24 protein-coding genes are annotated in these 22,758 nt (G+C 57.4%); 15 read left to right on the forward strand and 9 right to left on the reverse strand.

The window, feature by feature from the left end; translation table 11 throughout:
* Positions 1 to 17 precede the first annotated feature (17 nt).
* Positions 18 to 1,055: an alkane 1-monooxygenase gene (locus WG622_RS09610; protein WP_339403395.1), complete on the reverse strand. Its 1,038-nt coding sequence runs from the start codon at positions 1,053 to 1,055 to the stop codon at positions 18 to 20.
* A 188-nt stretch (positions 1,056 to 1,243) separates the two neighbouring features.
* Between WG622_RS09610 and WG622_RS09615 the strand changes: the two genes are divergently transcribed.
* The 6 genes from WG622_RS09615 (at position 1,244) to WG622_RS09640 (ending at position 6,903) form a co-directional block, all read left to right on the forward strand.
* Positions 1,244 to 2,929 carry an NAD(P)H-dependent oxidoreductase subunit E gene (locus WG622_RS09615; protein ID WP_339403396.1) on the forward strand — a complete coding sequence of 562 codons (1,686 nt, stop codon included), beginning with the start codon at positions 1,244 to 1,246 and terminating at the stop codon, positions 2,927 to 2,929.
* 98 nt (positions 2,930 to 3,027) lie between these two features.
* Positions 3,028 to 3,705: a lysoplasmalogenase gene (locus WG622_RS09620; RefSeq protein ID WP_339403397.1), complete on the forward strand. Its 678-nt coding sequence runs from the start codon at positions 3,028 to 3,030 to the stop codon at positions 3,703 to 3,705.
* 60 nt (positions 3,706 to 3,765) lie between these two features.
* Positions 3,766 to 4,866 carry a signal recognition particle-docking protein FtsY gene (ftsY, locus tag WG622_RS09625; protein WP_339403399.1) on the forward strand — a complete coding sequence of 367 codons (1,101 nt, stop codon included), beginning with the start codon at positions 3,766 to 3,768 and terminating at the stop codon, positions 4,864 to 4,866.
* 60 nt (positions 4,867 to 4,926) lie between these two features.
* On the forward strand, positions 4,927 to 5,829 hold the full coding sequence (locus WG622_RS09630) for an EamA family transporter (protein ID WP_339403400.1): 903 nt from the start codon (positions 4,927 to 4,929) through the stop codon (positions 5,827 to 5,829).
* Between the two features lie 41 nt (positions 5,830 to 5,870).
* Positions 5,871 to 6,482: an inner membrane-spanning protein YciB gene (locus WG622_RS09635; RefSeq protein WP_339403401.1), complete on the forward strand. Its 612-nt coding sequence runs from the start codon at positions 5,871 to 5,873 to the stop codon at positions 6,480 to 6,482.
* 163 nt (positions 6,483 to 6,645) lie between these two features.
* Entirely contained in the window at positions 6,646 to 6,903 is a 258-nt protein-coding gene (locus WG622_RS09640; RefSeq protein WP_339403402.1) for a hypothetical protein, read from the forward strand.
* On the opposite strand, the gene WG622_RS09645 is transcribed toward WG622_RS09640, so the two are convergent.
* A complete protein-coding gene (locus WG622_RS09645; protein ID WP_339403403.1) occupies positions 6,900 to 7,583 on the reverse strand; it encodes a glutathione S-transferase N-terminal domain-containing protein in 684 nt (227 codons plus the stop codon). The two genes, WG622_RS09640 and WG622_RS09645, sit on opposite strands and share 4 nt — an antisense overlap.
* 348 nt (positions 7,584 to 7,931) lie before the next feature.
* Here WG622_RS09645 and metZ point away from each other — a divergent pair, with 348 nt between their 5' ends.
* From metZ to WG622_RS09670, 5 genes are all read left to right on the forward strand, one after another.
* Entirely contained in the window at positions 7,932 to 9,119 is a 1,188-nt protein-coding gene (gene metZ, locus WG622_RS09650; RefSeq protein ID WP_209357131.1) for an O-succinylhomoserine sulfhydrylase, read from the forward strand.
* A 167-nt stretch (positions 9,120 to 9,286) separates the two neighbouring features.
* On the forward strand, positions 9,287 to 10,387 hold the full coding sequence (gene folE2, locus WG622_RS09655; protein ID WP_339403404.1) for a GTP cyclohydrolase FolE2: 1,101 nt from the start codon (positions 9,287 to 9,289) through the stop codon (positions 10,385 to 10,387).
* 38 nt (positions 10,388 to 10,425) lie between these two features.
* Positions 10,426 to 10,815: a lysozyme inhibitor LprI family protein gene (locus WG622_RS09660; protein WP_339403405.1), complete on the forward strand. Its 390-nt coding sequence runs from the start codon at positions 10,426 to 10,428 to the stop codon at positions 10,813 to 10,815.
* Between the two features lie 51 nt (positions 10,816 to 10,866).
* Positions 10,867 to 12,315 (forward strand): TrkH family potassium uptake protein, encoded by a 1,449-nt coding sequence (locus WG622_RS09665; RefSeq protein WP_339403406.1) that lies wholly within the window; start codon positions 10,867 to 10,869, stop codon positions 12,313 to 12,315.
* On the forward strand, positions 12,316 to 13,896 hold the full coding sequence (locus WG622_RS09670) for a 5-guanidino-2-oxopentanoate decarboxylase (RefSeq protein WP_339403407.1): 1,581 nt from the start codon (positions 12,316 to 12,318) through the stop codon (positions 13,894 to 13,896).
* Positions 13,897 to 13,955: 59 nt separating this feature from the next.
* Here WG622_RS09670 and WG622_RS09675 read toward each other — a convergent pair whose 3' ends face one another.
* The 5 genes from WG622_RS09675 to WG622_RS09695 all read right to left on the reverse strand — a co-directional run bounded on the left by WG622_RS09675 (position 13,956) and on the right by WG622_RS09695 (position 18,010).
* Complete coding sequence (locus WG622_RS09675) at positions 13,956 to 14,993, reverse strand: threonine aldolase family protein (protein WP_339403408.1); 1,038 nt, start codon at positions 14,991 to 14,993, stop codon at positions 13,956 to 13,958.
* Positions 14,994 to 15,464 (reverse strand): YcgN family cysteine cluster protein, encoded by a 471-nt coding sequence (locus WG622_RS09680; protein WP_339403409.1) that lies wholly within the window; start codon positions 15,462 to 15,464, stop codon positions 14,994 to 14,996. It lies immediately after the preceding gene.
* A complete protein-coding gene (locus WG622_RS09685; protein WP_339403410.1) occupies positions 15,461 to 16,393 on the reverse strand; it encodes a bifunctional riboflavin kinase/FAD synthetase in 933 nt (310 codons plus the stop codon). The genes WG622_RS09680 and WG622_RS09685 overlap by 4 nt, the downstream gene beginning before the upstream one ends.
* 107 nt (positions 16,394 to 16,500) lie before the next feature.
* Complete coding sequence (locus WG622_RS09690) at positions 16,501 to 16,944, reverse strand: MaoC family dehydratase (protein ID WP_209357123.1); 444 nt, start codon at positions 16,942 to 16,944, stop codon at positions 16,501 to 16,503.
* 175 nt (positions 16,945 to 17,119) lie between these two features.
* The gene (locus WG622_RS09695; protein ID WP_339403411.1) at positions 17,120 to 18,010 is read right to left on the reverse strand and encodes a TIGR01459 family HAD-type hydrolase; all 891 of its coding nucleotides are present in this window, start codon (positions 18,008 to 18,010) and stop codon (positions 17,120 to 17,122) included.
* Positions 18,011 to 18,117: 107 nt separating this feature from the next.
* Here WG622_RS09695 and WG622_RS09700 point away from each other — a divergent pair, with 107 nt between their 5' ends.
* Positions 18,118 to 18,534 carry a hypothetical protein gene (locus tag WG622_RS09700; RefSeq protein ID WP_339403412.1) on the forward strand — a complete coding sequence of 139 codons (417 nt, stop codon included), beginning with the start codon at positions 18,118 to 18,120 and terminating at the stop codon, positions 18,532 to 18,534.
* Positions 18,535 to 18,568: 34 nt separating this feature from the next.
* Here the strand turns inward: WG622_RS09700 and WG622_RS09705 are convergent, their stop codons facing one another.
* Positions 18,569 to 19,489: a manganese-dependent inorganic pyrophosphatase gene (locus tag WG622_RS09705; protein ID WP_339403413.1), complete on the reverse strand. Its 921-nt coding sequence runs from the start codon at positions 19,487 to 19,489 to the stop codon at positions 18,569 to 18,571.
* 193 nt (positions 19,490 to 19,682) lie between these two features.
* Here WG622_RS09705 and WG622_RS09710 point away from each other — a divergent pair, with 193 nt between their 5' ends.
* A complete protein-coding gene (locus WG622_RS09710; protein WP_339403414.1) occupies positions 19,683 to 20,330 on the forward strand; it encodes a DUF2161 domain-containing phosphodiesterase in 648 nt (215 codons plus the stop codon).
* On the opposite strand, the gene WG622_RS09715 is transcribed toward WG622_RS09710, so the two are convergent.
* Entirely contained in the window at positions 20,327 to 20,560 is a 234-nt protein-coding gene (locus WG622_RS09715) for a hypothetical protein (RefSeq protein WP_339403415.1), read from the reverse strand. The genes WG622_RS09710 and WG622_RS09715 overlap by 4 nt on opposite strands.
* A 183-nt stretch (positions 20,561 to 20,743) precedes the next feature.
* On the opposite strand from WG622_RS09715, the gene WG622_RS09720 reads away from it, so the two are divergent.
* Positions 20,744 to 21,031 carry a co-chaperone GroES gene (locus WG622_RS09720; protein ID WP_209357118.1) on the forward strand — a complete coding sequence of 96 codons (288 nt, stop codon included), beginning with the start codon at positions 20,744 to 20,746 and terminating at the stop codon, positions 21,029 to 21,031.
* Between the two features lie 42 nt (positions 21,032 to 21,073).
* The gene (gene groL / locus WG622_RS09725; RefSeq protein WP_339403416.1) at positions 21,074 to 22,714 is read left to right on the forward strand and encodes a chaperonin GroEL; all 1,641 of its coding nucleotides are present in this window, start codon (positions 21,074 to 21,076) and stop codon (positions 22,712 to 22,714) included.
* The last annotated feature ends 44 nt before the right edge of the window (positions 22,715 to 22,758 follow it).

Consider the following 22,758-nt stretch of genomic DNA (forward strand, 5'->3'; position numbering starts at 1 on the left):
GTAAACTTTTAGGTGCACTAGGGCTGGGTCACGCCATTCACAGCAGCAACCCGCTCATCCATCATGTGACGCCACAGGGGCGGCCAAAGCGCGATGATCCCCATGACCGGCAGAGATTTCGGCAAGATCGGCATGCGGTCTTCTTCGATGCGCAGGTTCGGATAGGGGCGGTTAGGGTTCAGATGGTGATCCGAATGGCGCGGCACATTCAGCATCATCGCAGAGCTAAAGACCTGCGGGGAATTCCAGCTGTGTTGTGCGCCGACCGGTTCCAGTTTGCCATTCGCCAGTTTGCGACGTTTGAGGCCGTAGTGCTGGATATAGTCGCTCGCAAGGTGTTGCAGCGTGGCGTAGAGCGAGACCGCGACCAAAGCGCCAATGCCCGCCCAGCCCGCCAGCAAAAACGCGATAATGACCGTGGTCAAAGTGCCAAAACCGTACCAAACATAGGGATGTGTCCACTTTGGGTTTGGCGTTTTCGCTCGCGCCCGCATGGCGTTCTCAGCGCGCAAGCCGGCCATGAAGGATCCAAACCAAGCGCGCGGCCAGAAGCGATAGACGCTCTCGCCAAGACGCGCGGTATTCGGATCACGCAGGCTGCCGACCCAGGTGTGATGAACTTTGGTATGGGCCGACGCATGATGGCCAAAAAAGATCGAGCTATAGACTGCGACGCCCAGCCGATTCAGCCAACGAGACCCGCGGTGGATCAACTCATGCGCATTGGCATTGCTGACTTGCCCAAAGTATTGACCGAAAAGAACAAAACAGGCGAGGCGTTCCCAGATGTTTAGGCCCGTCTCACCGCTGAGCGCAAGAATGGCGATGACAATCAGGATCAGATGGGTGAAGCCCAGAAAAATGCAGAGCGCGGTGCTTGCGGGGAACTCTTCATGCGTGTCTTTGTCGGTGGCCGCATATTCAATCAGCCGGTCCATGATGAAGACAAAAGCCGTCAGGTAGAGCACAGCCACAATGGCCCAAACCCCGCCCAGAAACCCGGCGAGGGCCAGCAGAAACACCGGTACCGCGGTGGCCAAAGTGAACCAAAGCATCGTTACGACTCCATCAGAACGCGCGTTCTTATCGGGGTATCTCCTCTAACTTAGGAAATTTTGTGCCACAAGCGAGGCCAGTCTTGGGTAAATGCAACGCGAAAGAGGCAATGAATGTCGTTTTGAGGATAAGACCCGCGTCGCTTAGGGTATATTGCCTAGGCAAAGACGAATTGTGGAGCACCCAAATGGCACTCGATGAACGCAAAGGTGTTTGGAAATCCGGCAAAGGTAAGGGCCGGCACACCCCGAAGGGGCGGCAGCTTGATGATGTCGCGCTGGAAGAGGTGCGTGGCCTGATCGGGGATCGTCCGCGCGATCGCGATTTGCTGATTGAGTATCTGCATTTGATTCAGGATGAGTTTGGGCATTTGTCGGCGGCCCATCTGCGCGCTTTAGCTGAAGAGATGCGCACCGGGCAGGCTGAGATCTATGAGGTAGCGTCCTTTTACGCGCATTTCGATGTGGTGCGCGAGGGCGAGACGCCGCCACCTGCTTTGACGATCCGTGTCTGTGACAGCCTGTCTTGTGAACTCGCGGGCGCGCAACAGTTGCAAAAGGCGCTTGAGGATGGGTTGAACCCTGAAGAGGTCCGCGTGGTCCGCGCGCCTTGCATGGGCCGCTGCGACACCGCACCTGTGCTCGAGATCGGCCACAATCACATTGACCACGCGACCCCTGCAAAGGTTGAGGCTGCGATTGCCGCGGGTGACACCCATGCGCATATCCCCGAGTATGAAACCTTTGCGGCTTACGAGGCCCAAGGCGGCTACGCCACGCTCAAAGACCTGCGCGCGAATGGCGACTGGGAAGCGGTGCAGGAAAAGGTCAAAGAGGCCGGTCTGCGCGGCCTCGGCGGAGCAGGCTTCCCGTCTGGCACCAAATGGGGCTTTGTGCGCGCCAATGACGGTCCACGCTATCTCGCCGTGAATGGCGACGAGGGCGAGCCGGGTACCTTTAAGGACCGTTACTATCTGGAACGCACGCCACATGTCTTCCTTGAAGGTATGCTGATCGCCGCCTGGGCGGTCGAGGCCGAGCGCGCCTTTATCTATATGCGCGATGAATATCCCGCCGTGCTGGAGATCCTCCGCCGCGAGATCCGTGCGCTCGAAGAGGCCGGTATCGTAGAGCCCGGCTACATCGACCTGCGTCGCGGGGCAGGCGCCTATATCTGCGGCGAAGAATCCGCGATGATTGAGAGCATCGAAGGCAAACGCGGTGAGCCGCGCCACCGCCCGCCCTTTGTAGCGCAAGTCGGCATCTTTGGCCGCCCGACTTTGGTGCACAACGTCGAAACGCTCTATTGGGTCTGCAAGATCAACCGCGAAGGCCCAGAGTGCCTGAACGCGGTCGAAAAGAACGGCCGCAAGGGTCTGCGCAGCTATTCCGTTTCGGGGCGTGTGAAGAACCCCGGCGTGCATCTCTTGCCCGCAGGCTCCACCATCACCGATATCATCGAGGCTTGTGGTGGCATGCTTGAGGGTCATGCCTTCAAAGCCTATCAACCGGGCGGCCCGTCTTCCGGTCTCTTGCCCGCGTCCATCAACGACGTCCCGCTGGACTTTGACACGCTGCAGCCGCTTGGCACTTTCATCGGCTCGGCTGCTGTTGTCGTCCTGTCCGATCAGGACAGCGCCAAAGAGGCCGCGCTCAACATGCTGAAGTTCTTTGAGGACGAAAGCTGTGGCCAATGCACGCCGTGCCGTGTTGGCTGTGAAAAGGCCGTCAAGCTTATGAGCCGCGACAGCTGGGACACAGGGCTGCTTGAGGAGCTCAGCCAAGCGATGGTCGATGCGTCGATCTGTGGTCTCGGCCAAGCCGCTCCAAACCCGATCCGGCTGACGATTAAGCATTTTGCGGACGAGATTTAGAGCTTCGGTTTAAGCAACACCGCCAAACGAACGTAAAGTAAAGCGCGCGAATCTCGCGCGCTTTGCCTATTCTGGGCTGACGCAAAGACAGAGCCGCCATGACCTTCCTCGAAGAAATCGCCTTTCGCCAAAGCCTCTTTTGGGGCGGAGTCACCTTTAGCCTTGTGACCGCCGCGCTTTTTGCGATCTTTGCCTCTTGGCGTGGGCCGAGTTGGTGGAAAACCATTCTGAAAGCCATGCCCGTCGGCGCTTTGGTCTTCGCAGGCTTCGCGAACTTCGCCAACCCGCTGGTCATCGCTGCACTTGCCTTGTCCCTGATCGGAGACATCGCCCTCTCGCGCCCCGGAGATCGCGCTTTTCTGGTCGGCCTGATCGGCTTTGCCGCCGCGCATCTGGCCTACATCGTGCATTTCTACGATCTGACCAGCGGCACGCCGCCTTTGACCGCGGCGGTGATCCTTGTCGCCCTCGCGCTGTCGACAGAATTCTGGCTCAGGCCGCATACCAAAGACCTCAAATGGCCGGTGCGCATCTATGTGGTTCTGATCACGCTCATGGGATTGACCGCTGCCGCCATGCCCGCGCGAGAATTGGCCACCATGGGGGCGTTTCTGTTCATTTTCTCTGACCTGCTTTTGGCCATTCACCTCTTTCGACAAAAGGAAAACTCGGTCTTGCAGGTCCCAATCGCCATCCTGCTCTGGCTGGCCTATGCGTTGGCACAAGTCGCAATCTTGATTGGTGCTGGCTTCGCGCAGCCTTTGATCGCGCTCTAAGGCCTCTTTTCACCCCCGCCTTGATTGACTACATGTGTTTGAAATCAAGACGAGGCCCCAATGGCGTTATTTTCCAAGCTCCGCGAGCGTTTGTTTAAGTCTTCTTCCCGGCTCGAAGAGGGGCTTGATGCGATTGTCGAAGAGGGCGGCGAAGAAACGCCGGTTGAGGCGCCTCAGCCCGAGGAGGCGCAGCCCCAACCGGAAACGCCTGTCGCCGAGGCCGCTCCGGCTGCGCCCGAGGCCCCTGCGCCTGTGGAACCGGAAAAACCCACCCGCAGTCTGCTGAGCCGTCTGACAGGCGCAGCACCTGCGAAACCCGTTGTGCGGCGCGAACTTGACGACGAGATGCTCGAGCAGCTCGAAGAACTTTTGATCGCCTCGGACATGGGTGTGGATACCGCGCTGCGCGTCACCGCAAATATCGCTGAGGGCCGGTTCGGCAAACGCCTGTCGACTGAGGAAATCAAAACGCTCCTTTCTGACGAAATCACCCGCATTATGGAGAGCGTCGCCAAGCCCCTGCCGCTCTATCCGAAAAAACCGCAGGTCGTTTTGGTCGTTGGCGTGAATGGTGCAGGCAAAACCACAACAATCGGTAAACTCGCCAGCCAATTCACCGCCGCTGGCAAATCCGTCGTGATCGCAGCCGGAGACACCTTCCGCGCCGCCGCTGTCGAACAATTGCAAGTTTGGGGAGACCGCGCCGGCGTGCCCGTTCTGACAGCGCCCGAAGGATCCGATCCTGCAAGCCTCGCTTTTGATGCTATGACTCAAGCTGAGGAGATGGGCGCAGATCTTCTTATGATCGACACCGCAGGCCGTTTGCAAAACCGTCAGGACCTGATGGAAGAACTCGCCAAAATCGTCCGCGTCATTCGCAAGAAAGACGAAACCGCGCCGCACAACACAGTGCTTGTTCTGGACGCCACCACCGGCCAAAACGCGCTGTCCCAGGTCGAAACCTTCCAAAAGCTCGCCGATGTCTCAGGCCTCGTGATGACCAAACTCGACGGCACTGCCAAAGGTGGCGTGCTGGTTGCGCTCGCGGACAAATTCGGCCTTCCGATCCACGCCATCGGCGTTGGTGAAAAGATTGACGATCTAGACGCTTTTGATCCCAAAGATTTCGCACAAGCCCTCACGGGCCTGACAGATGAATAGGCTTTCTCTTGCTGAAAATATCCTCGGGGGTCCGGGGGTGACACCCCCGGCACTCAAACCGTGAGCGCTTGGTTCACCTCCCTCGAAGGCACCGAGGCCGGGCACCAGCTTGCTCTCGCGCTCGCGCTCTTGGCGGCATTCCTGCATGCGGTCTTCGGAGCGCTTCAGAAGGGCCGTCACGACCCTTGGCTTAGTCGCGGCGCCATTGATCTGAGCTATGGCCTCATGGCCGCGCCCTTTGCGTTGTTCGTTGTGCCATGGCCTGAACCGCATATGTGGCTGATCTTTGTGGGCGTTTTCCTCATCCATGTAGGCTACAAACTCTTGCAGGCCTTCACCTACACAAAAGGCGACTACACGGTGGTCTATCCCGTGGTGCGCGGCACAGGGCCGCTGTTCGCGGTCATCGGTGCGTATTTCCTTTTTGGCGAGACCTTTACCGGCATCCAATGGCTCGGCGTTGGCGTTTTGCTCTCAGGCATTTTCGGCCTTGCGGCCTATAATCTGATTTTCCTGCAATCCAACAGAGACACGCTCCCCGCAGCTTTAGCATTGGCGCTTTTCACAGGCCTCTTTGTAGCGCTTTACACCACCTATGACGCCTACGGTATCCGTGCGACGGCTGATCCGTTCACCTTTCTGGCGTGGTTCTTCATGATCGACGGGATCTTTATGCCACCCATCGCGGCTGTCATGTATCTGCGTATGAAAGACCGCCCCGCGCTCGGGCCTCTTGCGGTCCGAGGGTTTTTCGGAGGACTTACAGCCTTCGCCTCTTTCGGCTCGATCATGCTAGCCACACGGCTCGACAAAGTCGGCGAAGCCGCAGTCCTGCGAGAGACCTCGACCATCTTTGCAGCGCTTATCGGCGTGGTGTTCCTCAAGGAAACCGTTGGCCCGCGACGCATTGCTCTCATGGCTTTGATCGCGCTTGGGGCGGTAATAGTTGAAATGGGCGGCTGAGGCGATATATCGGCATGAGCCCTCGAAAAAAGGACAGGCACATGGCAGGCAAGACAATCAACCCGATGCTGAAATCAGCTTTGGAATTCGGCCCGATCATTCTGTTTTTTATTGGCTATCTGCGTCTGCGGGATCAGGTGTTTACCATTGGCGGCACCGACTATGACGGCTTTATCGTGGTGACCGCGGCCTTCGTGCCCCTCATCGCTCTGACCACCTTCATCCTTTGGCGACTAACAGGGCATCTGTCGAAAATGCAATTGGCGACTGTCGTTCTGGTCGCTGTCTTCGGAGGCCTGTCGGTCTGGCTGAACGACGACCGCTTCTTCAAGATGAAGCCAACCATGATTTATGTGCTTTTTGGTGGCATCCTTGGCGTCGGCCTGTTGCAAGGCAAAAGCTATCTGAAGTTCGTGATGGAAGAGGCCCTGCCTCTGCAGGATGAAGGCTGGATGATCCTGACCCGTCGCCTTACTGCGTTCTTCATTGGCCTTGCCGTTCTGAACGAAGTCATTTGGCGTACCCAGTCCACGGACACCTGGGTGTACTTTAAAACCTTTGGCCTGACGGCGGCGGTGTTCGTGTTTTTCATGACCCAAGCCGGCGTCTTCACCAAATACGGGATCGAAGAGGATGAAGCGGATAACGCGTAAAGCCCGCACCGCTTTCAACCTGAATAAACCATGCCTCGGGGAATAATGCGCCACCCGCGTCACATATGAGGCAACCCACGAATTTCTCCTAGTATCAGGAGGGTTATACCCCTAGGCCTTTGCGGCAGTTGCCACACAGATGGCAAAGGATCGAGGAGGTTACATGGGTTCCATTCATCGTATATTGCCAGTCGCTTTGCTGGGCTTTGGCCTGAGTGCCTGCGACAAGTCAGAGTATCTCAGCCCTGAAGTGGTGTTGGAGACAGAGAATGGCCAGGTAAGCTGTCAGCTCTATACGACAGACCGGCTCTATTGGGATGAGGCGACGGCGTATCCTGAAACCATGACCAAGAGCGAGGCCGATGCCTATTGCAAGGCCGCGGGACGTGAACGCAAGGATGCGGCAGCCACGCAGGTCTAAACGTGATCCGGAAACAGATCGCGCACCACCCAGGTGTCACTGCGATCTCCGCGCAGGTCAGCCAGCAAGCCGCGTCCGCGTCGCACGGCAGGTCGCGCCCAGACGGTTTTCAGCCAGCGCGCGAGGTTGGGTTTGTCGTCTAGCGTCTGTTCCTGTCCTTGCCATAGGGACGCCCAGGGCCAAATCGCCATGTCAGCGATGGTGTAGCTGTCACCGGCAACATACTCGTTTTCGGCCAGTCGCCGGTCCAGAACGCCATAGAGCCGCGCGGTTTCACTGCGGTAGCGATCCTTGGCGTAGGCGATGTCCTCGGGGGCGTATTTCAGGAAATGGTGGGTTTGCCCTGCCATAGGGCCGACGCCGCCCATTTGCCACATCAGCCATTCTTCAACGGCAACGCGTTCACGCTCACCCTCGCCATAAAACATGCCGGTTTTGCGCGCCAGATATTGCAGGATCGCCCCGCTCTCGAAAACGGAAATCGCGCCGTCCGGCCCGTCATGATCCACAATCGCAGGCATCCGATTGTTCGGCGCAATGCGCAGGAAGTCCGGCGCGAATTGATCGCCTTTGCCGATATTGATCTGATGCACCTCGTAAGGCAGGCCAAATTCTTCTAGCGCAATCGAGGCCTTCCAGCCGTTGGGCGTGGGCCAATAGTAAAGGTCAATCGGTGTCATGCGTTCTCCCCTTCGCGGAGGGCATCATGCCTGAGGAAATGCGTTCGGCAAAGAGAGAAGTTTACGTCAACGGCAAGGGTGGCGGTGCAAAAGTTCAGACCGCGCTGTCCGTAAGACTACGAAAATCGCGCTCAGGTTGCGCGACTCAGTTGACCCTGTTGCTGCAGCGCAGTAAGAGAGCCCCGTGGCGATTTGTTACCGGATTGCGGGCCACGTGGGGCAGGGATGTCTCCGAATTCCGCTAAAGAGGTCAGGACGAAGGGACCCCCTTACGCTTGGCCGTACGGGGGTTTTTTAATGCCCGAATGGTGTCATCCAGAGGGTGCGCCGGGCGCGAAGGAGTTGAAGATGAGCGACTGGAACAAGCGGACGAAACTTGTGCATGGCGGCACACGTCGGAGCCAGTACAACGAGGTCAGCGAAGCGATCTACATGACGCAGGGCTTTGTCTATGACAATGCCGAGCAAGCAGAAGCGCGCTTTATAGAGACCGGTCCTGATGAGTTTATCTATGCCCGTTATGGCAACCCGACCGTGGATATGTTCGAAAAACGTATCGCTTTGCTTGAGGGCGCAGAGGACGCCTTTGCGGCGGCGTCTGGCATGGCAGCCGTAAACGGCGCGCTGACATCTTTGGTGCAGGCGGGCGATCATGTGGTGTCCGCGAAGGCTCTGTTTGGGTCTTGTTTGCATATTCTGGAAAACATCCTCTCGAAGTTCGGCGTCGAAGTGACCTTTGTCGACGGCACCGATCTGGATGCTTGGCGCGCGGCCGTGCGGCCTGACACGAAGGTGTGTTTCTTTGAGTCTATGTCCAACCCGACGCTTGAAGTCATCGACATCAAAGCCGTCGCGGACATTGCGCATTCCGTCGGCGCGACAGTGGTCGTGGACAACGTATTCTCGACTCCAGTCTATTCCAAAGCCATCGAGCAAGGCGCCGATGTGGTCGTTTACTCTGCGACCAAACATATTGACGGGCAGGGGCGTGCTTTGGGCGGCGTGATCCTTGGCACCAAAGATTACATCCGCGGCACGCTTGAGCCATATATGAAACACACCGGCGGCTCCCTGAGCCCGTTCAATGCGTGGATCATGCTCAAGGGTCTTGAGACCATCGATTTGCGCGTGAAAGCGCAGGCCGAAAGCGCTTTGGCGATTGCGGAAGCGGTGGAAGGCAACCCAGCCTTGGAACGCGCGATCTATCCGGGCCTGAAAACCCACGCACAGAATGCTCTCGTGCAAAGCCAACTCAGCGGCTGCGGTGGCACGGTTCTGTCTTTGGACGTCAAAGGCGGCAAAGAGGCCGCGTTCAAGTTCCTGAATGCTCTGACGATCCCTGTGATCTCAAACAACCTCGGGGATTCCAAATCCATCGCCACGCATCCGGCGACCACCACCCACCAGCGTCTGAGTGACGAGCTGAAGGCCGAGCTGGGCATCACGCCAGGTCTCATCCGCTTCTCTGTTGGGCTTGAGGACACAGACGACTTGATCAAGGACGTGCGAGTCGCTTTAGAGGCCTCTCAGGTCTGATTGACGCCTGCCCAGCGGGGCGGGATAGAATAAGATACTGGAAAAGGGCATGATCCGTATGCCCTTTTTCTGTTTTTCCGGCCCTGCGCATGCAATCGGTTGGTTAAATTGGCAATTTCAGCCGTGACGCACTAAGTTAGTCGCACGCAAGCGTTAGGGAGGTGCCGATGAACATGCACCCATCCAAGTCAAAGTCCGAGCTCAGCCGGGACGAGGCCCAAGAGGCCCTTGAGAAGCTGCGCGCTTGGGCCAAGGACGCGAGCCCTACTGAGATTGCCGAACTAGAGCCTGCCATTGCGCGGCTATTGCCCGGCCAAGAGGTTGCGAATTATCCCGAGCTGTCGCGTGAGTACCCCGAGGATTTCACTGTCGATTCCGCCTATCGCGAGACTCTGCCGGATCTGCAAAACGGGCCGACCAGCCTGATCAAAGGCGCTAAGAAACAGATCCAGCACGTCGGGATCTCGAATTTCCGTCTGCCGATTTCCTACCGCACCCGCGAGGGCGGCGATGTGACCCTTGAGACCTCTGTTACCGGCACGGTCAGCCTTGAAGAGGACAAGAAGGGCATCAACATGTCCCGCATTATGCGCAGCTTTTATAAGCACGCGGAAAAGACCTTTAGTTTCGAAGTGCTGGAACATGCGCTGAAAGACTACAAGGCAGACCTCGGCAGCTTTGATGCGCGCATACAGATGCGCCTGCGCTATCCAATGAAGATCCCGTCCTTGCGCTCGGGTCTTGAGGGGTATCAGTATTACGATATCGCTATGGAAAAGGTGGATGTGAACGGCAAGCCGCTCAAGATCATGCACCTGGACTATGTCTATTCCTCGACCTGCCCCTGTTCTCTGGAGCTGTCCGAGCACGCACGCCAATCGCGCGGACAGTTGGCGACGCCGCATTCCCAACGCTCTGTGGCGCGGATTTCGGTGGTCACGAAACCGATCCAGAAACTGTGGTTCGAAGACCTCATCGACATGGCCCGCCGCGCCGTGCCAACCGAAACGCAGGTCATGGTGAAACGCGAGGACGAACAGGCGTTTGCGGAGCTGAATGCCGCGAACCCGATCTTTGTTGAAGACGCCGCACGCCTGTTCTGCGCTGAGTTGCAGCAAGACGAGCGCATCGGTGATTTCCGCGTCATCGCCAGCCATCAGGAAAGCCTGCACAGCCACGATGCGGTCTCGATCCTGACCGAGGGCGAGACATTTGAGTCAGGCTCCATCGATCCCAAGCTCTTCACAACACTCTTCCACGTTGGCTGATCCCTGCTAAGCTGGGATTAACCAGCTTAGGGGGTATTATGCGTAAGATTTTGATTGCTTTGGGGCTTTTGGCCTCGCCTTTGGCCGCACAAGAGGTCGATTGCACCAACGCCACGACACAGATGGAAATGAATTTTTGCGCGGCGCAGTTTTATGGCTATGCGGACGAAGACCTGAACCTCGCCTATAAACTGGCCATGGCGCAGGCCAAGGAAATGGACAAATACATCGCAGCAGACGAGCTGCCGTCGGCCACAATGCTGCGCGATGCTCAGCGTGCCTGGATCACCTATCGCGACCTCGCTTGTGCCGCGGAAAGCACCTTGGTGCGCGGGGGTAGCATGGAGCCGCTGATGTACTATAGCTGCATGGAACGCGAGACCCGCAGCCGCACGGAAAGCCTGCGCATTTTCGGAGAAACGAACTAACCCACTCGCTATGAGTTGACACTGGGTGAGGTTCACGCCAACGCTGCGCCTATGATCGACCTAAGACCAGTCGGATATGTCATTGGCCTCATGGTGGCCATGCTGGGTGTTGCGATGCTGCCGCCCATGGTGATGGATATCATCGACGGGCAGGGCCATTGGCCGGTCTTTGGCGAAAGCGCGCTGTTTACCGTTCTTGTAGGCGGACTCGTGGCCCTGGCCTGTCAGTCGGGCAACCAACAAGGGCTGACGCTGCAACAAACCTTTATGCTGACCACGGGCGTCTGGCTGGCTCTGCCGATCTTTGGCGCATTGCCCTTTGTATTGGGGGCGACCGAGGCACGATTTGTCGATGCCTTTTTTGAGGCGATGTCAGGTCTGACCACTACGGGGTCTACAGTTCTGACGGGCCTAGAAACCCTGCCGCGCGGGCTCTTGCTCTGGCGCGGTATTCTCCAATGGCTCGGCGGGATCGGGATCATTGTTGTGGCGATGGTGTTTCTGCCAGAACTGCGGGTCGGCGGCATGCAGATCTTCCGTTCCGAAGGCTTTGATACCATGGGGAAAATCCTGCCTCGCGCGACGCAGATTTCCGCGCAGATCTCGAGCATTTATATCTTTCTGACTGCTGTCTGCATCGTGGTCTACCTGATCTTTGGCATGTCATTTTTTGACGCCTTAGTGCATGCGTTCACCACCGTTTCGACCGGAGGCTTTTCGAACTATGATGCGTCCTTTGGCACCTTTAGCGGGCCGACGGAATATGCGGCCGTTGTGTTCATGTTCCTCGCGGCCTTGCCCTTCGTGCGCTATGTGCAGTTGGTGAACGGCGCTTCATCCCCGCTGTTCCAAGATTCTCAGGTGCGCAGCTTTCTGGCGATCATTCTTGTGCTGGTCGTGCTTTCGTCAATTCTGCTCACCACGGTTTTTGCAAAACACCCGGAAGAAAGCTTCCGCGAGGCACTGTTTAACATCACCTCGATCATCTCGGGCACGGGCTACGCCAGCGCGAATTACATGACTTGGGGCAGCAGCCTCATCGCCATGTTCTTTTTCATCGGCCTGATCGGAGGCTGCGCGGGCTCGACTGCCTGTTCGATCAAGATCTTTCGCTATCAGCTGTTGTTTTCGGCCATTCGCGTTCAGATCCAAAAGATCCACACGCCAAATGGCGTGTTCACCCCGCGCTATGCGGGTCGCGCGGTCAGCGACGACGTGCTGAGTTCGGTGATGGTGTTCTTTGTCTTCTTTGTGGTCTCACTAGGGCTCTTGTCTGTGTTTCTGGCAATGACCGGTTTGGATTTTCTGACGTCTGTGTCCGGTGCTGCGGCGGCCATCGCAAATATCGGCCCGGGGCTGGGCGATATCATCGGGCCGTCCGGAAATTTCAGCACGCTCAATGATACCGCCAAGTGGCTCCTGGCCATTGGAATGCTGGTTGGACGGCTCGAGCTTTTGGCCGTCTTTGTAATCTTTACCCCCCAATTCTGGAGAGCCTAGATGCCCAAACGCCCTCTCGGAGCGCAAATTTCCCATATGCTGAAGGCGCGTGGCGTCGATGTGATTTTCGGGATCCCCGGCGTGCATAATGTCGAGATGTATCGCGGCATCGAAGAGGCTGGCATCACGCATGTTCTTGCGCGTCATGAACAGGGTGCGGGGTTCATGGCCGATGGCTATGCGCGCGCGTCGGGCAATCCCGGCGTGGCCTATGTGATTACGGGGCCCGGCTTGTGCAATGCGATGACGCCGATGGGGCAGGCCTATAGCGACTCTGTGCCTGTGTTGGTGATTTCTTCCTGTCTGGACGAGACTGCCTCCTACAAAGGTCAGTTGCACCAAATGAAAGACCAAGAGGGCGCAGCGGCGACGGTCTGCGACTGGAGTCATGAGGCCTATACGGCCGATGCGGCCTATCAGTTGATCGACCGCGCCTTCAGCGAGTTCAAAACCGCTCGGCCGCGGACCAAACATATTCAGGTGCCGATTGCTTTGGCTGGGTCAGAAGCGGATGCAGCGCCCGCGCCGCAGAACTGGTCTGGCGCTGAGGCATTGGACGTAGGCAAGGTTTCGGATGTCGCCTCGCGGCTGGCCTCGGCTAAACGCCCGCTGTTCGTTTTTGGCGGCGGCGCGAAGCACGCCTCTGACGAGGCGCGTGCAGTTCTTGCGAAAACCAGTGCGGCGTCTTTTGTCACCTACGCTGGCCGCGGAGTTGTGGACCCCTCGGATCCTTTGACCTACGGCGCTACTTTGGCACGCCCCTCAAGTGCTGATGTAATCGCGACTGCGGATCTGGTGATTGCGGTGGGTACGGAACTGTCTGAGGTCGATCTCTGGCGGCGCGACTTGGGTCATGTGTGCGATCTGGCGCGCGTCGATATCGATCCGATGGTCCTTGGAGATCTCCATCGCAATGATGTGCAGGTGCTGAGCGACGCGAAGAGCTTTCTGGCGGCTTTGGACGCACAATTAGCGGAACAAACGTCCGAATGGACAGCTGCCGAAGTCGCCAAGTCCCGTGAGATCTGGCGCAATGAGACGGATTCAGAGCGCCCGGGCATCGTCGCGATCTGTGATGCTCTGCGCGAGGCCATGCCGGATGATGCGATGTATTTCTCGGATATGACGCAATTTGCCTATGTCGGCAAAGAGGTCTGGGACATGGAGCGCCCAGGCCATTGGCACCATCCGTCAGGCTTTGGCACGCTGGGCTATGCGCTGCCTGCTGCCATCGGAGGCGCTATGGCGCGGCGTGGCAAGCCTACGGTCTGTATCGCGGGCGACTATGGGTTTCAGTATACGGTGCAAGAATTGGGCGCGGCCGTGGAAATGGGCCTCGGGTTCCCGATCCTCTTGTGGGACAATGCCAAGCTTAAAGAGATCGAGGATTCCATGGTCCGCAGCCAGATCGCGCCAAATGCGGTGACGGCTTATAATCCTGACTTCTTGGCGTTGGCTAAGGCTTATGGCTGCCTCGCGGTTGAGCCTGCGAGTCTGTCAGAACTGACGACTGAAACTCTCAAGGCCTTTGACGCAGATCGTCCGACATTGATCAGAATGACACCTGCGCTGGCGGGGTAGGGGCTTTGCCCCTCGACCTGCGGTCTCACCCCAGGATATTTCTGGCAAGAGTATGAGGACTAGCCTTTAACGATTTCTATGAACTGGTCGATGCGTTCGTCACTGATGGACCAGTCGCAAACCAGTCGGGCTGGCAGAAGGTTTTCGTCGGGGCCGTCTAGTGGGCCGTCCAGCAGATAATACATAGCGCCCGCCGCTTGCAGACGCTTATGTGCATCGCGACGCAATTGGCAGAAGATCATATTGGCTTGAGGCTCGAAGTCGAACACAACGCCGGCGTCTTTTAGGCCCGCCGTCAGACGTGCGCAGTTGTCGTTGGCTTGACGTGCCGTTGTCTTCCAAAGGTCACCCGCCAGATAGCCCTTCATCTGCGCCGACAGGTAGCGCAGCTTGGAAAAGAGATGTGCTCCGCGCTTGCGCCTCAGTTCAAACTCCCAAGCTTTGGCCGGGTCAAAGATCACAACGGCTTCGACGCCCATACAGCCGTTCTTGGTGCCTCCGAAACTGACCGCATCGACGCCCAAGCGCCAAGTCATGTCCGCGGGGGAGCAGTTCAGCGCAACCAGAGCATTCGCAAAGCGCGCGCCATCCAGATGCACGGGGCAGTCGAAGTCTTTGGCGACGGCTGTTAGCTCTGCAAGTTCTGTGAGCGTGTAGATCTGGCCAAATTCAGTAACCTGCGTGATCGAAATAGGGCCACGCTGCGCGCCATGCACGCCAAGCACGCCGGTTGCGGCGATCTTTTTGCGCAGCACTTTGGGATCGAGTTTGTCGCCATGGCCCACGGTGGTTAGCTTGGCGCCGCTGTAAAACTCGGGCGCGTTGCATTCGTCCATCTGGATATGGGAATGGCGGGCACAGAAAATCGTGTCCCATGGGTTTGCGAGACAACCCAGAGCAAGAACATTCGCCGCTGTCCCCGTTGGAACGAAATGCACCATCGCTTCGGGCGCTTCAAAGAGGTCGCGGATCTGCGCCTGAACCTCTGCGGTTAGAGGGTCATTGCCATAGCCCATGGCATAGCCGTCATTGGCCTCGGCCACAGCCGCAAGCACCTGAGGATGAACAGGTCCTGCATTATCTGATGCGAAATACATTTACAGCGGCTCCTCGATAATATGATCTTCCCATTCGTCCTCGGAAACCTCCCACTCCGAGACCGTCATACCCTGCACCGAAATGCCCGCGTCGTGAACTGTTTCGGCGCGTCCCGAAATCAGGGGGTGCCAGTCATAGAGCGGCTTTCCCTCCCACAATAGGCGATAGGCGCAGGTCTTGGGCATCCAATAGGCATGCGTGTCGATATTGTCGGGGCTTAGAACGATGCATTCCGGGATGAACTGATGGCGGATTTCATATTGCGCGCAGCGGCAGGTGCTGTCGTCCAGCAGGCGGCAGGCGACGCGGGTGAGGGCGACCTCTCCGGTGTCGGCATCTTCGAGTTTGTTCAGGCAGCATTTGCCGCAGCCATCACACAGCGCTTCCCATTCTTTCTGGGACATCTTTGTGAGGGGCTTCTTTTCCCAAAATCGCTTGCCCAGCCCGTTGCGATCAATCGGGTCCGTCATAGCGCGCTCAGGATCTCGCGGCACTTTGCGCAATCGGCGTCCATTTGGGCGACCAATGCCTCCAGGCCGTCAAATTTCAGCTCGGGTCGTAGGAAGTCCACCAAGGCCACAGAGAGCTGCGCGCCATAGAGGTCCCCTTTGAAATCAAAGAGATAGGTTTCAATATTGGCGGTGTTCTCGCCGAACATTGGGCGCACGCCGACAGAGCTTGCGCCGTGATAGCTGCCCGCATGGGGGCCGTCCAGAACGTCAACAAGCACGGCATAGACGCCGAACTTTGGGGGATGCAAACCGTCGATAGACATATTGGCCGTCGGAAATCCCAGCTCGCGCCCGCGTTGTTCGCCACCAATCACGGGGCCTTCGATGCGGTGCCAATGGCCTAACATCGCGGCGGCGTCGCGTGGGCGGCCGTCGCTCAGTGCATTGCGGATGTTGGTCGACGAGACTTGCTGGTCGCCACCCGTCACAAGCGGTGCAATGGTCACCCCAAACCCGAGCTCTTCCCCCAAAGCGATCAGATCATCAGCAGTGCCTTTGCGCCCTTTGCCAAAACAGAAATCCGCGCCGACGACCACATGGGCCAAACCCAACCCATCGACGATCACATCCTGCGCAAACTCGCGAGGTGTTAGGCTCGCCAAAGCCTGATTGAACGGCAACTCATAAAGACGCTCGACGCCAAGCTTCTCCAACCGCGTTGCGCGTGCGTCCGGACCGGTCAGGCGAAACGGAGCCATGTCAGGTGCGAAATAGGCACGCGGATGGGGTTCAAAACACATGACACCCAAAGGCGCATCCGGCGCGGCGGCTTTGGCCAGAGAAATCACAGATTGATGGCCAATATGAACACCATCAAAATTTCCGATGGCGACGGTCGCGCCGCGGTCTTCATTCGCAATGAACTTATAGTCTCGGAGTATCCGCATAGGCCAAAGCGTTAGCCCTGTCAGACACCCCGTGCAAGGGGTATCGTCCCGTCGGCTTTCATCTTGCCAAAAATACTCAAATTCCCCGCGACCCGCGCGCGCTGCCCTCAGTCGAATTTGCGAGACGGTGCCATGACCATCGCTTCGCCGATGAGAACCTTCTTGCCATCCACGATACAGCGGCAATCCAATTGCACACGGCGTTTGCCGATCTCGATCCCGGTGACCTCGACCTCTGCCGTCACCAAATCGCCAGGTCTCACGGGGGCGAGGAACTTCAGGTTCTGGCTCATGTAGATCGTGCCGTGACCAGGCAGCTGTTCCCCAATGACTGCCGATACCAGCCCAGCGGTCAGCATACCGTGGGCAATGCGACCCTGAAAGATCGTGTCTTGCGCATAGTCATCGTCCATATGCACCGGATTGTGGTCGGTCGAGACCTCTGCGAATTTCTGAATGTCGTCATCCGTGACCACTTTACGCACATAGCGCATCATGCCCATTTCGATGTCTTCGATACAGATCGTACCGCGTGGGAAATTGTCCAACATTTGGTCCTCCGCAGATCGAGCGCAAAACAAATGCACGCGATTCATCCTTCCTGCGAAATTTTATTACTTCGCAGGTGCAGAAAATCAAGAGGAATTAGAGTGCCCTCTGGGCGTTCGGTAAAGAATTTGACTCAGAGCGTGATGTAAAAAGCTCAGGCTTTACCGCGCCCTTGGGTCATCTCAGGAAGCCGATGGAGTATTGTGGATGGCGCGCCTCTTTGGCAATATAGGCGTCCAGAGCGTCTGGATCGGGTTGCCGGTCGGTTTTCGTCTCGGCCGCCGCGAGGCCGCCTGTGATGAACAAAGCATCGATGTCCTCGCCCATTGCGCCTGCAATATCCGTGTGAATGCCGTCACCAATTGCGAGGATCTTTGTGACGGGGATGTCGGCCAGATTGCGTGCGTTTGTGACCTCGGCCAGTCGGCGGCGCGCCAGATCATAGATCGGTGGATGCGGCTTGCCGAAGTAAAGGCTCTCGCCGCCCATCTCGGTATAAAGTTTCGCGAGCGCACCCGCGCACCATTCCCGCACCTCGCCGCGGTCGACGATGATATCGGGGTTGGCGCAGAGCAGTTTCATGCCCTTCTGCTTGGCATAGAGGAAGGCCGGGCGGTTCACCTCGGGATCGGCCATCGTGTCATTGGGGCCGCAGCAGACGATGCCTTCGGCCTCTTCGAGTGGGACGATTTCGATGTCGAGTGGGTTGTCGAGCACGTTGAGGGGCTCAAAGAAGCCTTCATCGCGCGCCCATTCACCCATGAAATGCACCTTTTGGCCGACGGCGCCCTGATACATGGCCGAACGCGCGGAATCGCCCGAGGTCGAGATCGTGTCATAGGCATCGGCCGGAACCCCAAAGCTTGCAAGTTGCTCCCCCACACCTTTGCGGGGCTTCGGAGAGTTCGTGACCAGAACCACGATGCCACCACGCGCGCGGTAATCCTGCAGCGCTTTGACCGCCTCAGGGAAAGCCGTGATGCCGTTATGCACACAGCCCCAAAGATCGACGAACAGCGCGTCGTAGCGGTCAGAGATATCAGCGAGGGTTTCGATGATTTGGGTCATGTGTTGGTCCAATTTCGTAGAAATTTACTGGCCAATATCATCTGGGTCTGAAATCCACCAGCAGACAAAAAACCCTGCCATAATTTTTTCAAATTCCGAGCAAATTTATGACGAGTTTGATGCGTGAGCTGCACGCCACCAGCGTCCTGGGGCGTTGGAGTAAACATGTGAAAGGTACTGCAATGAAACATCTGACCGCTGCCACGGTCATGGCGTTGCTGGTGTCCGGTCCGCTCTTTGCGGCCAATGCAACAGATACGCCCGCTGATACGTTACACCCGAATATTCATGACAAAGTGGGCAATGGCCCCGGTGCGAACTCTAATGCCAATCCAAATGGGAACAATGGGCAGGGGTCCAATGGCGGGGCGATACACGGGATCGGAAACGTGCCCGGGCAATCCGGTGCCGATCCGAGTGACGGTGAGCCTGGTTTTGCCGACCAGTTGGAAACGGTGCATGGCGGCATTGGCGCGAAAAACAAAAACGCGGCCGATGGTGGCCGCGTTGAGATTGAAGGGTAAGGCTTAAGGGTGCCGCCTTAGGCACCCTTGGTTTTTAGACCTTGAGGTTCGGAATGATTTGCTTTTTGCGGCTCATGATGCCGGGCAGAACCACAGTGTCGCCCGCGACAGTCGCGCCAAAGCTCTTTTCAGCAACGCCTTTAACCAGATCGTTTGGCACCAGAAGGGTGGCTTCTTCTTTGAGGATGTCCACGACGAACAAGAGAACCTCGTCTACGCCGTCCTCAGTTTTGACGGTGGCATAGGTCTCCATCAGACTGTTTTTGCGGTTCAGCGGGATTTCTGGCGCGGTGGTTTCCAGAACCGAGACGCGGAACTTGGTGCCGTCGACTTCGTATTCCTTAGAGTCCATGCGGATCAGCTCTGCGTCAGAGAAGGCCGAGACATCGGATTTCGCGGCGAACATTTCAGACGCGTAGTCGGTGATGTTCAGACCCAGATCGGCGGCCAGTCTCTCGGCCACGGCCTTGTCGTGGTCGGTGGTGGTTGGAGAGCGGAATTCCAGCGTGTCAGAGAGGATGCAGGTCAGCGCCGCGCCTTTGATGGCGTCGGGCATTTTAGCGGCGTCCTCGCCCATCAGGTCGATCAGGATGGTGGCTGCGCAGGCCAGAGGGCGGACGGTGATCTCAATTGGGCCTTTGGTTTCCAGACCGCCGACCAGCTTGTGGTGGTCGATGATGGCTTGAATGTCGGCGTTGTTGATATTGGCTGGCAGCTCGGCTGGGTTGTTGGTGTCAACGATCACGATGGGCGCGTCATCGGCAACGTCTGCGATGATCTCAGGTTTCTCAAAGCCCCAGCGGGTCAGCATGAAAGCGGCTTCGGTGTTTGGCTCTCCGAGCAGCACAGGTTTGGCCGGGGTGCCTTTGACTTCGTTCAGGTACCAGGCCCAAACGATGGCAGAGCCGGTGGAGTCGGTGTCGGGGGATTTATGGCCAAATACTTGGATCGTCATCGGGTATGTCCTTGGTGGTGCCGGGGAGGCGTACGATTTTGCGGGCCTTATAGGCGGGGATTTCGGTGTTGTCACGTGGAGAGATGTCGCATTGAGGGCGCTGCCCTCTTGGCCTTGCGGCCAATTCACCCGGGATATTTTGAGCAAGAGAAAATGGGTGGGATTGGAGGCGGTCGCGGGGTAGCGTGGGTGCATGAAAGAGACGGATCTATATCTGCCGGTGAAGGCTTGGCTAGAGGGGCAGGGGTTTGAGGTGAAGGCCGAGGTCGGCGCTTGCGACGTGATGGCCTGTCGCGAAGGTGAAGATCCGGTGATTGTAGAGCTGAAGGTCGGGTTTTCCTTGGCTCTGTTGCAGCAGGCGGTGGCGCGGCAGCGGGTTTCCGATTGGGTCTATGTCTGTGTGCCGCGCTGGAAGGGGAAATCTGGGTGGCGGACGTTCAAGGGCAATGTCGGGCTGTGCAAACGGCTGGGCGTTGGGGTGTTGTCGGTCAAGTCGGAGGACGGTCATGTGCAGGTGCATGCTGACCCTGCTGAGTTCAAGCCGCGCAAGAGCAAGCCGCGCAAAGGGGCGCTCTTGAAGGAGTTTGAACGGCGCGAGGGGGACCCGAACCTTGGCGGTACGCGCGGGAAGGTAGAGACGGCCTATTTGCAGGAAGCGCGGCGATGTGCGGCTTATTTGGCGGAGCATGGGCCGAGCCGGGGGGCTGAGGTGGCAAAGGCTGTAGGTGTGCCCAAGGCGACGGCAATAATGGCGGCGAACCATTATGGGTGGTTTGAGAAGTTGGAGCGTGGGGTTTATAGCGTCACAAAGGCGGGTGTGACGGAGCTTTCCAGCAATTAGTGCAGGCTTAGAAGAACCTCAATGTCTCGGTGCCCAAGACGTTCCATGATTTTTCGTTCTTCGCCATTAAGAGTTTTCCCAGCATCGATCAGGTCGCGGATCAATCGAGCGATCTGACTTGTGGATTGGTAATATAAATCTGGGTAGCTGTTTGAAAGTTCTTTGACCAAACGCGTCAGTATGACCTTTTGTTTTTCCGCATCTGTTTCTGATCTCTTGTCTTGCAGCATGTCGAGTCCAATTCTGTTCTAGTGTGTAAGATAGAGCGGTTTTGCAATCGGCAAAAACTTTCCACACACCGTTGACTCCTCCCAATCCAACTCCTAACTATTCGCTTGTTAGCACTCGCCGACTGGGAGTGCTAACGACTCCGCTGAGGGAGTCAGGGAGACACTTTGTTAGGGAAACCTATAATGGCACTTACACCTCTACACGATCGTGTGCTGGTTCGTCGTCTTGAGAGCGAAGAGAAAACCGCAGGCGGTCTGATCATTCCAGATAGCGCAAAAGAAAAGCCTTCTGAGGGCGAAGTTGTTGCAGTGGGCGCAGGCGCGCGCAAAGACAGCGGCGAGCTGATTGCTCCGGCAGTTGCGGCTGGCGACAAGGTTCTGTTCGGCAAATGGTCCGGCACCGAAGTCACCGTCGACGGCGAAGAGCTGCTGATGATGAAAGAATCCGACATCATGGGCATCCTGTCCTAAGTCGTCGATCCAATTTCAAGAATTTCAAAGAGGTAAAGCACAATGGCTGCTAAGGACGTAAAGTTCGACACCGATGCCCGCAACGCAATGCTGCGCGGCGTAAACATCCTCGCGGATGCTGTTAAAGTTACTCTGGGCCCCAAAGGTCGGAACGTTGTTCTGGACAAATCTTTCGGCGCTCCTCGCATCACCAAAGACGGTGTATCCGTTGCCAAAGAGATCGAGCTTGAGGACAAGTTCGAGAACATGGGCGCGCAGATGGTCAAAGAGGTTGCGTCTCGCACCAATGACGAAGCGGGCGACGGCACCACCACCGCGACCGTTCTGGCGCAGGCGATCGTTAAAGAAGGTCTGAAGCAAGTTGCAGCTGGCCTGAACCCAATGGATCTGAAGCGCGGCATCGACCTGGCAACTGCGAAAGTTGTTGAAGCGATTGTTGCTTCCGCACGCGAAGTCAAAGACTCTGACGAAGTTGCTCAGGTTGGCACCATCTCTGCAAACGGCGAAGCAGAAATCGGTCGTCAGATCGCAGACGCGATGCAGAAAGTTGGCAACGAGGGTGTGATCACCGTTGAGGAAAACAAAGGCCTCGAGACCGAGACCGACGTTGTTGAAGGTATGCAGTTTGACCGCGGCTACCTGTCCCCATATTTCGTGACCAACCCAGACAAGATGACTGCAGACCTCGAAGACTGCATGATCCTGCTGCACGAAAAGAAACTGTCTTCTCTGCAGCCAATGGTGCCTCTGCTTGAGTCTGTGATCCAGTCTCAGAAGCCTCTGCTGATCATCGCAGAAGATGTTGAAGGCGAAGCGCTGGCAACTCTGGTTGTCAACAAACTGCGCGGCGGTCTGAAAATCGCGGCTGTGAAAGCACCTGGTTTCGGTGATCGTCGTAAGGCGATGCTGCAAGACATCGCGATCCTGACCGGCGGCCAAGTGATCTCTGAAGACCTCGGCATGAAGCTTGAGAACGTCACCATGGACATGCTGGGCACCGCCAAGCGCGTCAACATCACCAAAGACGAAACCACTGTTGTGGACGGCGCTGGTGAGAAGGCAGAGATCGAGGCACGTGTTGGCCAGATCCGCGGCCAGATCGAAGAGACCTCTTCTGATTACGACCGTGAAAAGCTGCAAGAGCGTGTTGCGAAACTGGCAGGCGGCGTTGCGGTTATCCGCGTTGGCGGCATGACCGAAGTTGAAGTGAAAGAGCGCAAAGACCGCGTTGATGACGCCCTGAACGCGACCCGTGCGGCCGTACAAGAAGGCGTGATCGTGGGTGGTGGTGTTGCTCTGGTACAGGGCGGCAAGGCTCTGGACGGTCTGGAAGGCGCAAACGCTGACCAGAACGCAGGTATCAACATCGTTCGCAAAGCTATCGAAGCGCCTCTGCGTCAGATCGCTGAGAACTCTGGTGTCGACGGTGCAGTTGTTGCGGGCAAGATCCGTGAATCTGACGACACTGCCTTTGGCTTTAACGCGCAGACCGAAGAATATGGCGACATGTTCGGCTTTGGCGTGATCGACCCTGCCAAAGTGACCCGCACCGCTCTGGAAGATGCGGCGTCGGTTGCTGGCCTCTTGATCACCACCGAAGCAATGGTTGCGGACAAGCCTGTCAAAGATGCACCAGCAGGTGGCGGTATGCCAGACATGGGCGGCATGGGCGGCATGATGTAATCATCACCGCACATCTGTGTGAATTGAGGGTCGCTCCGGTTGGA

Source organism: Cognatishimia coralii (assembly GCF_037478305.1).
Classification (GTDB): Bacteria; Pseudomonadota; Alphaproteobacteria; order Rhodobacterales; family Rhodobacteraceae; genus Cognatishimia; species Cognatishimia coralii.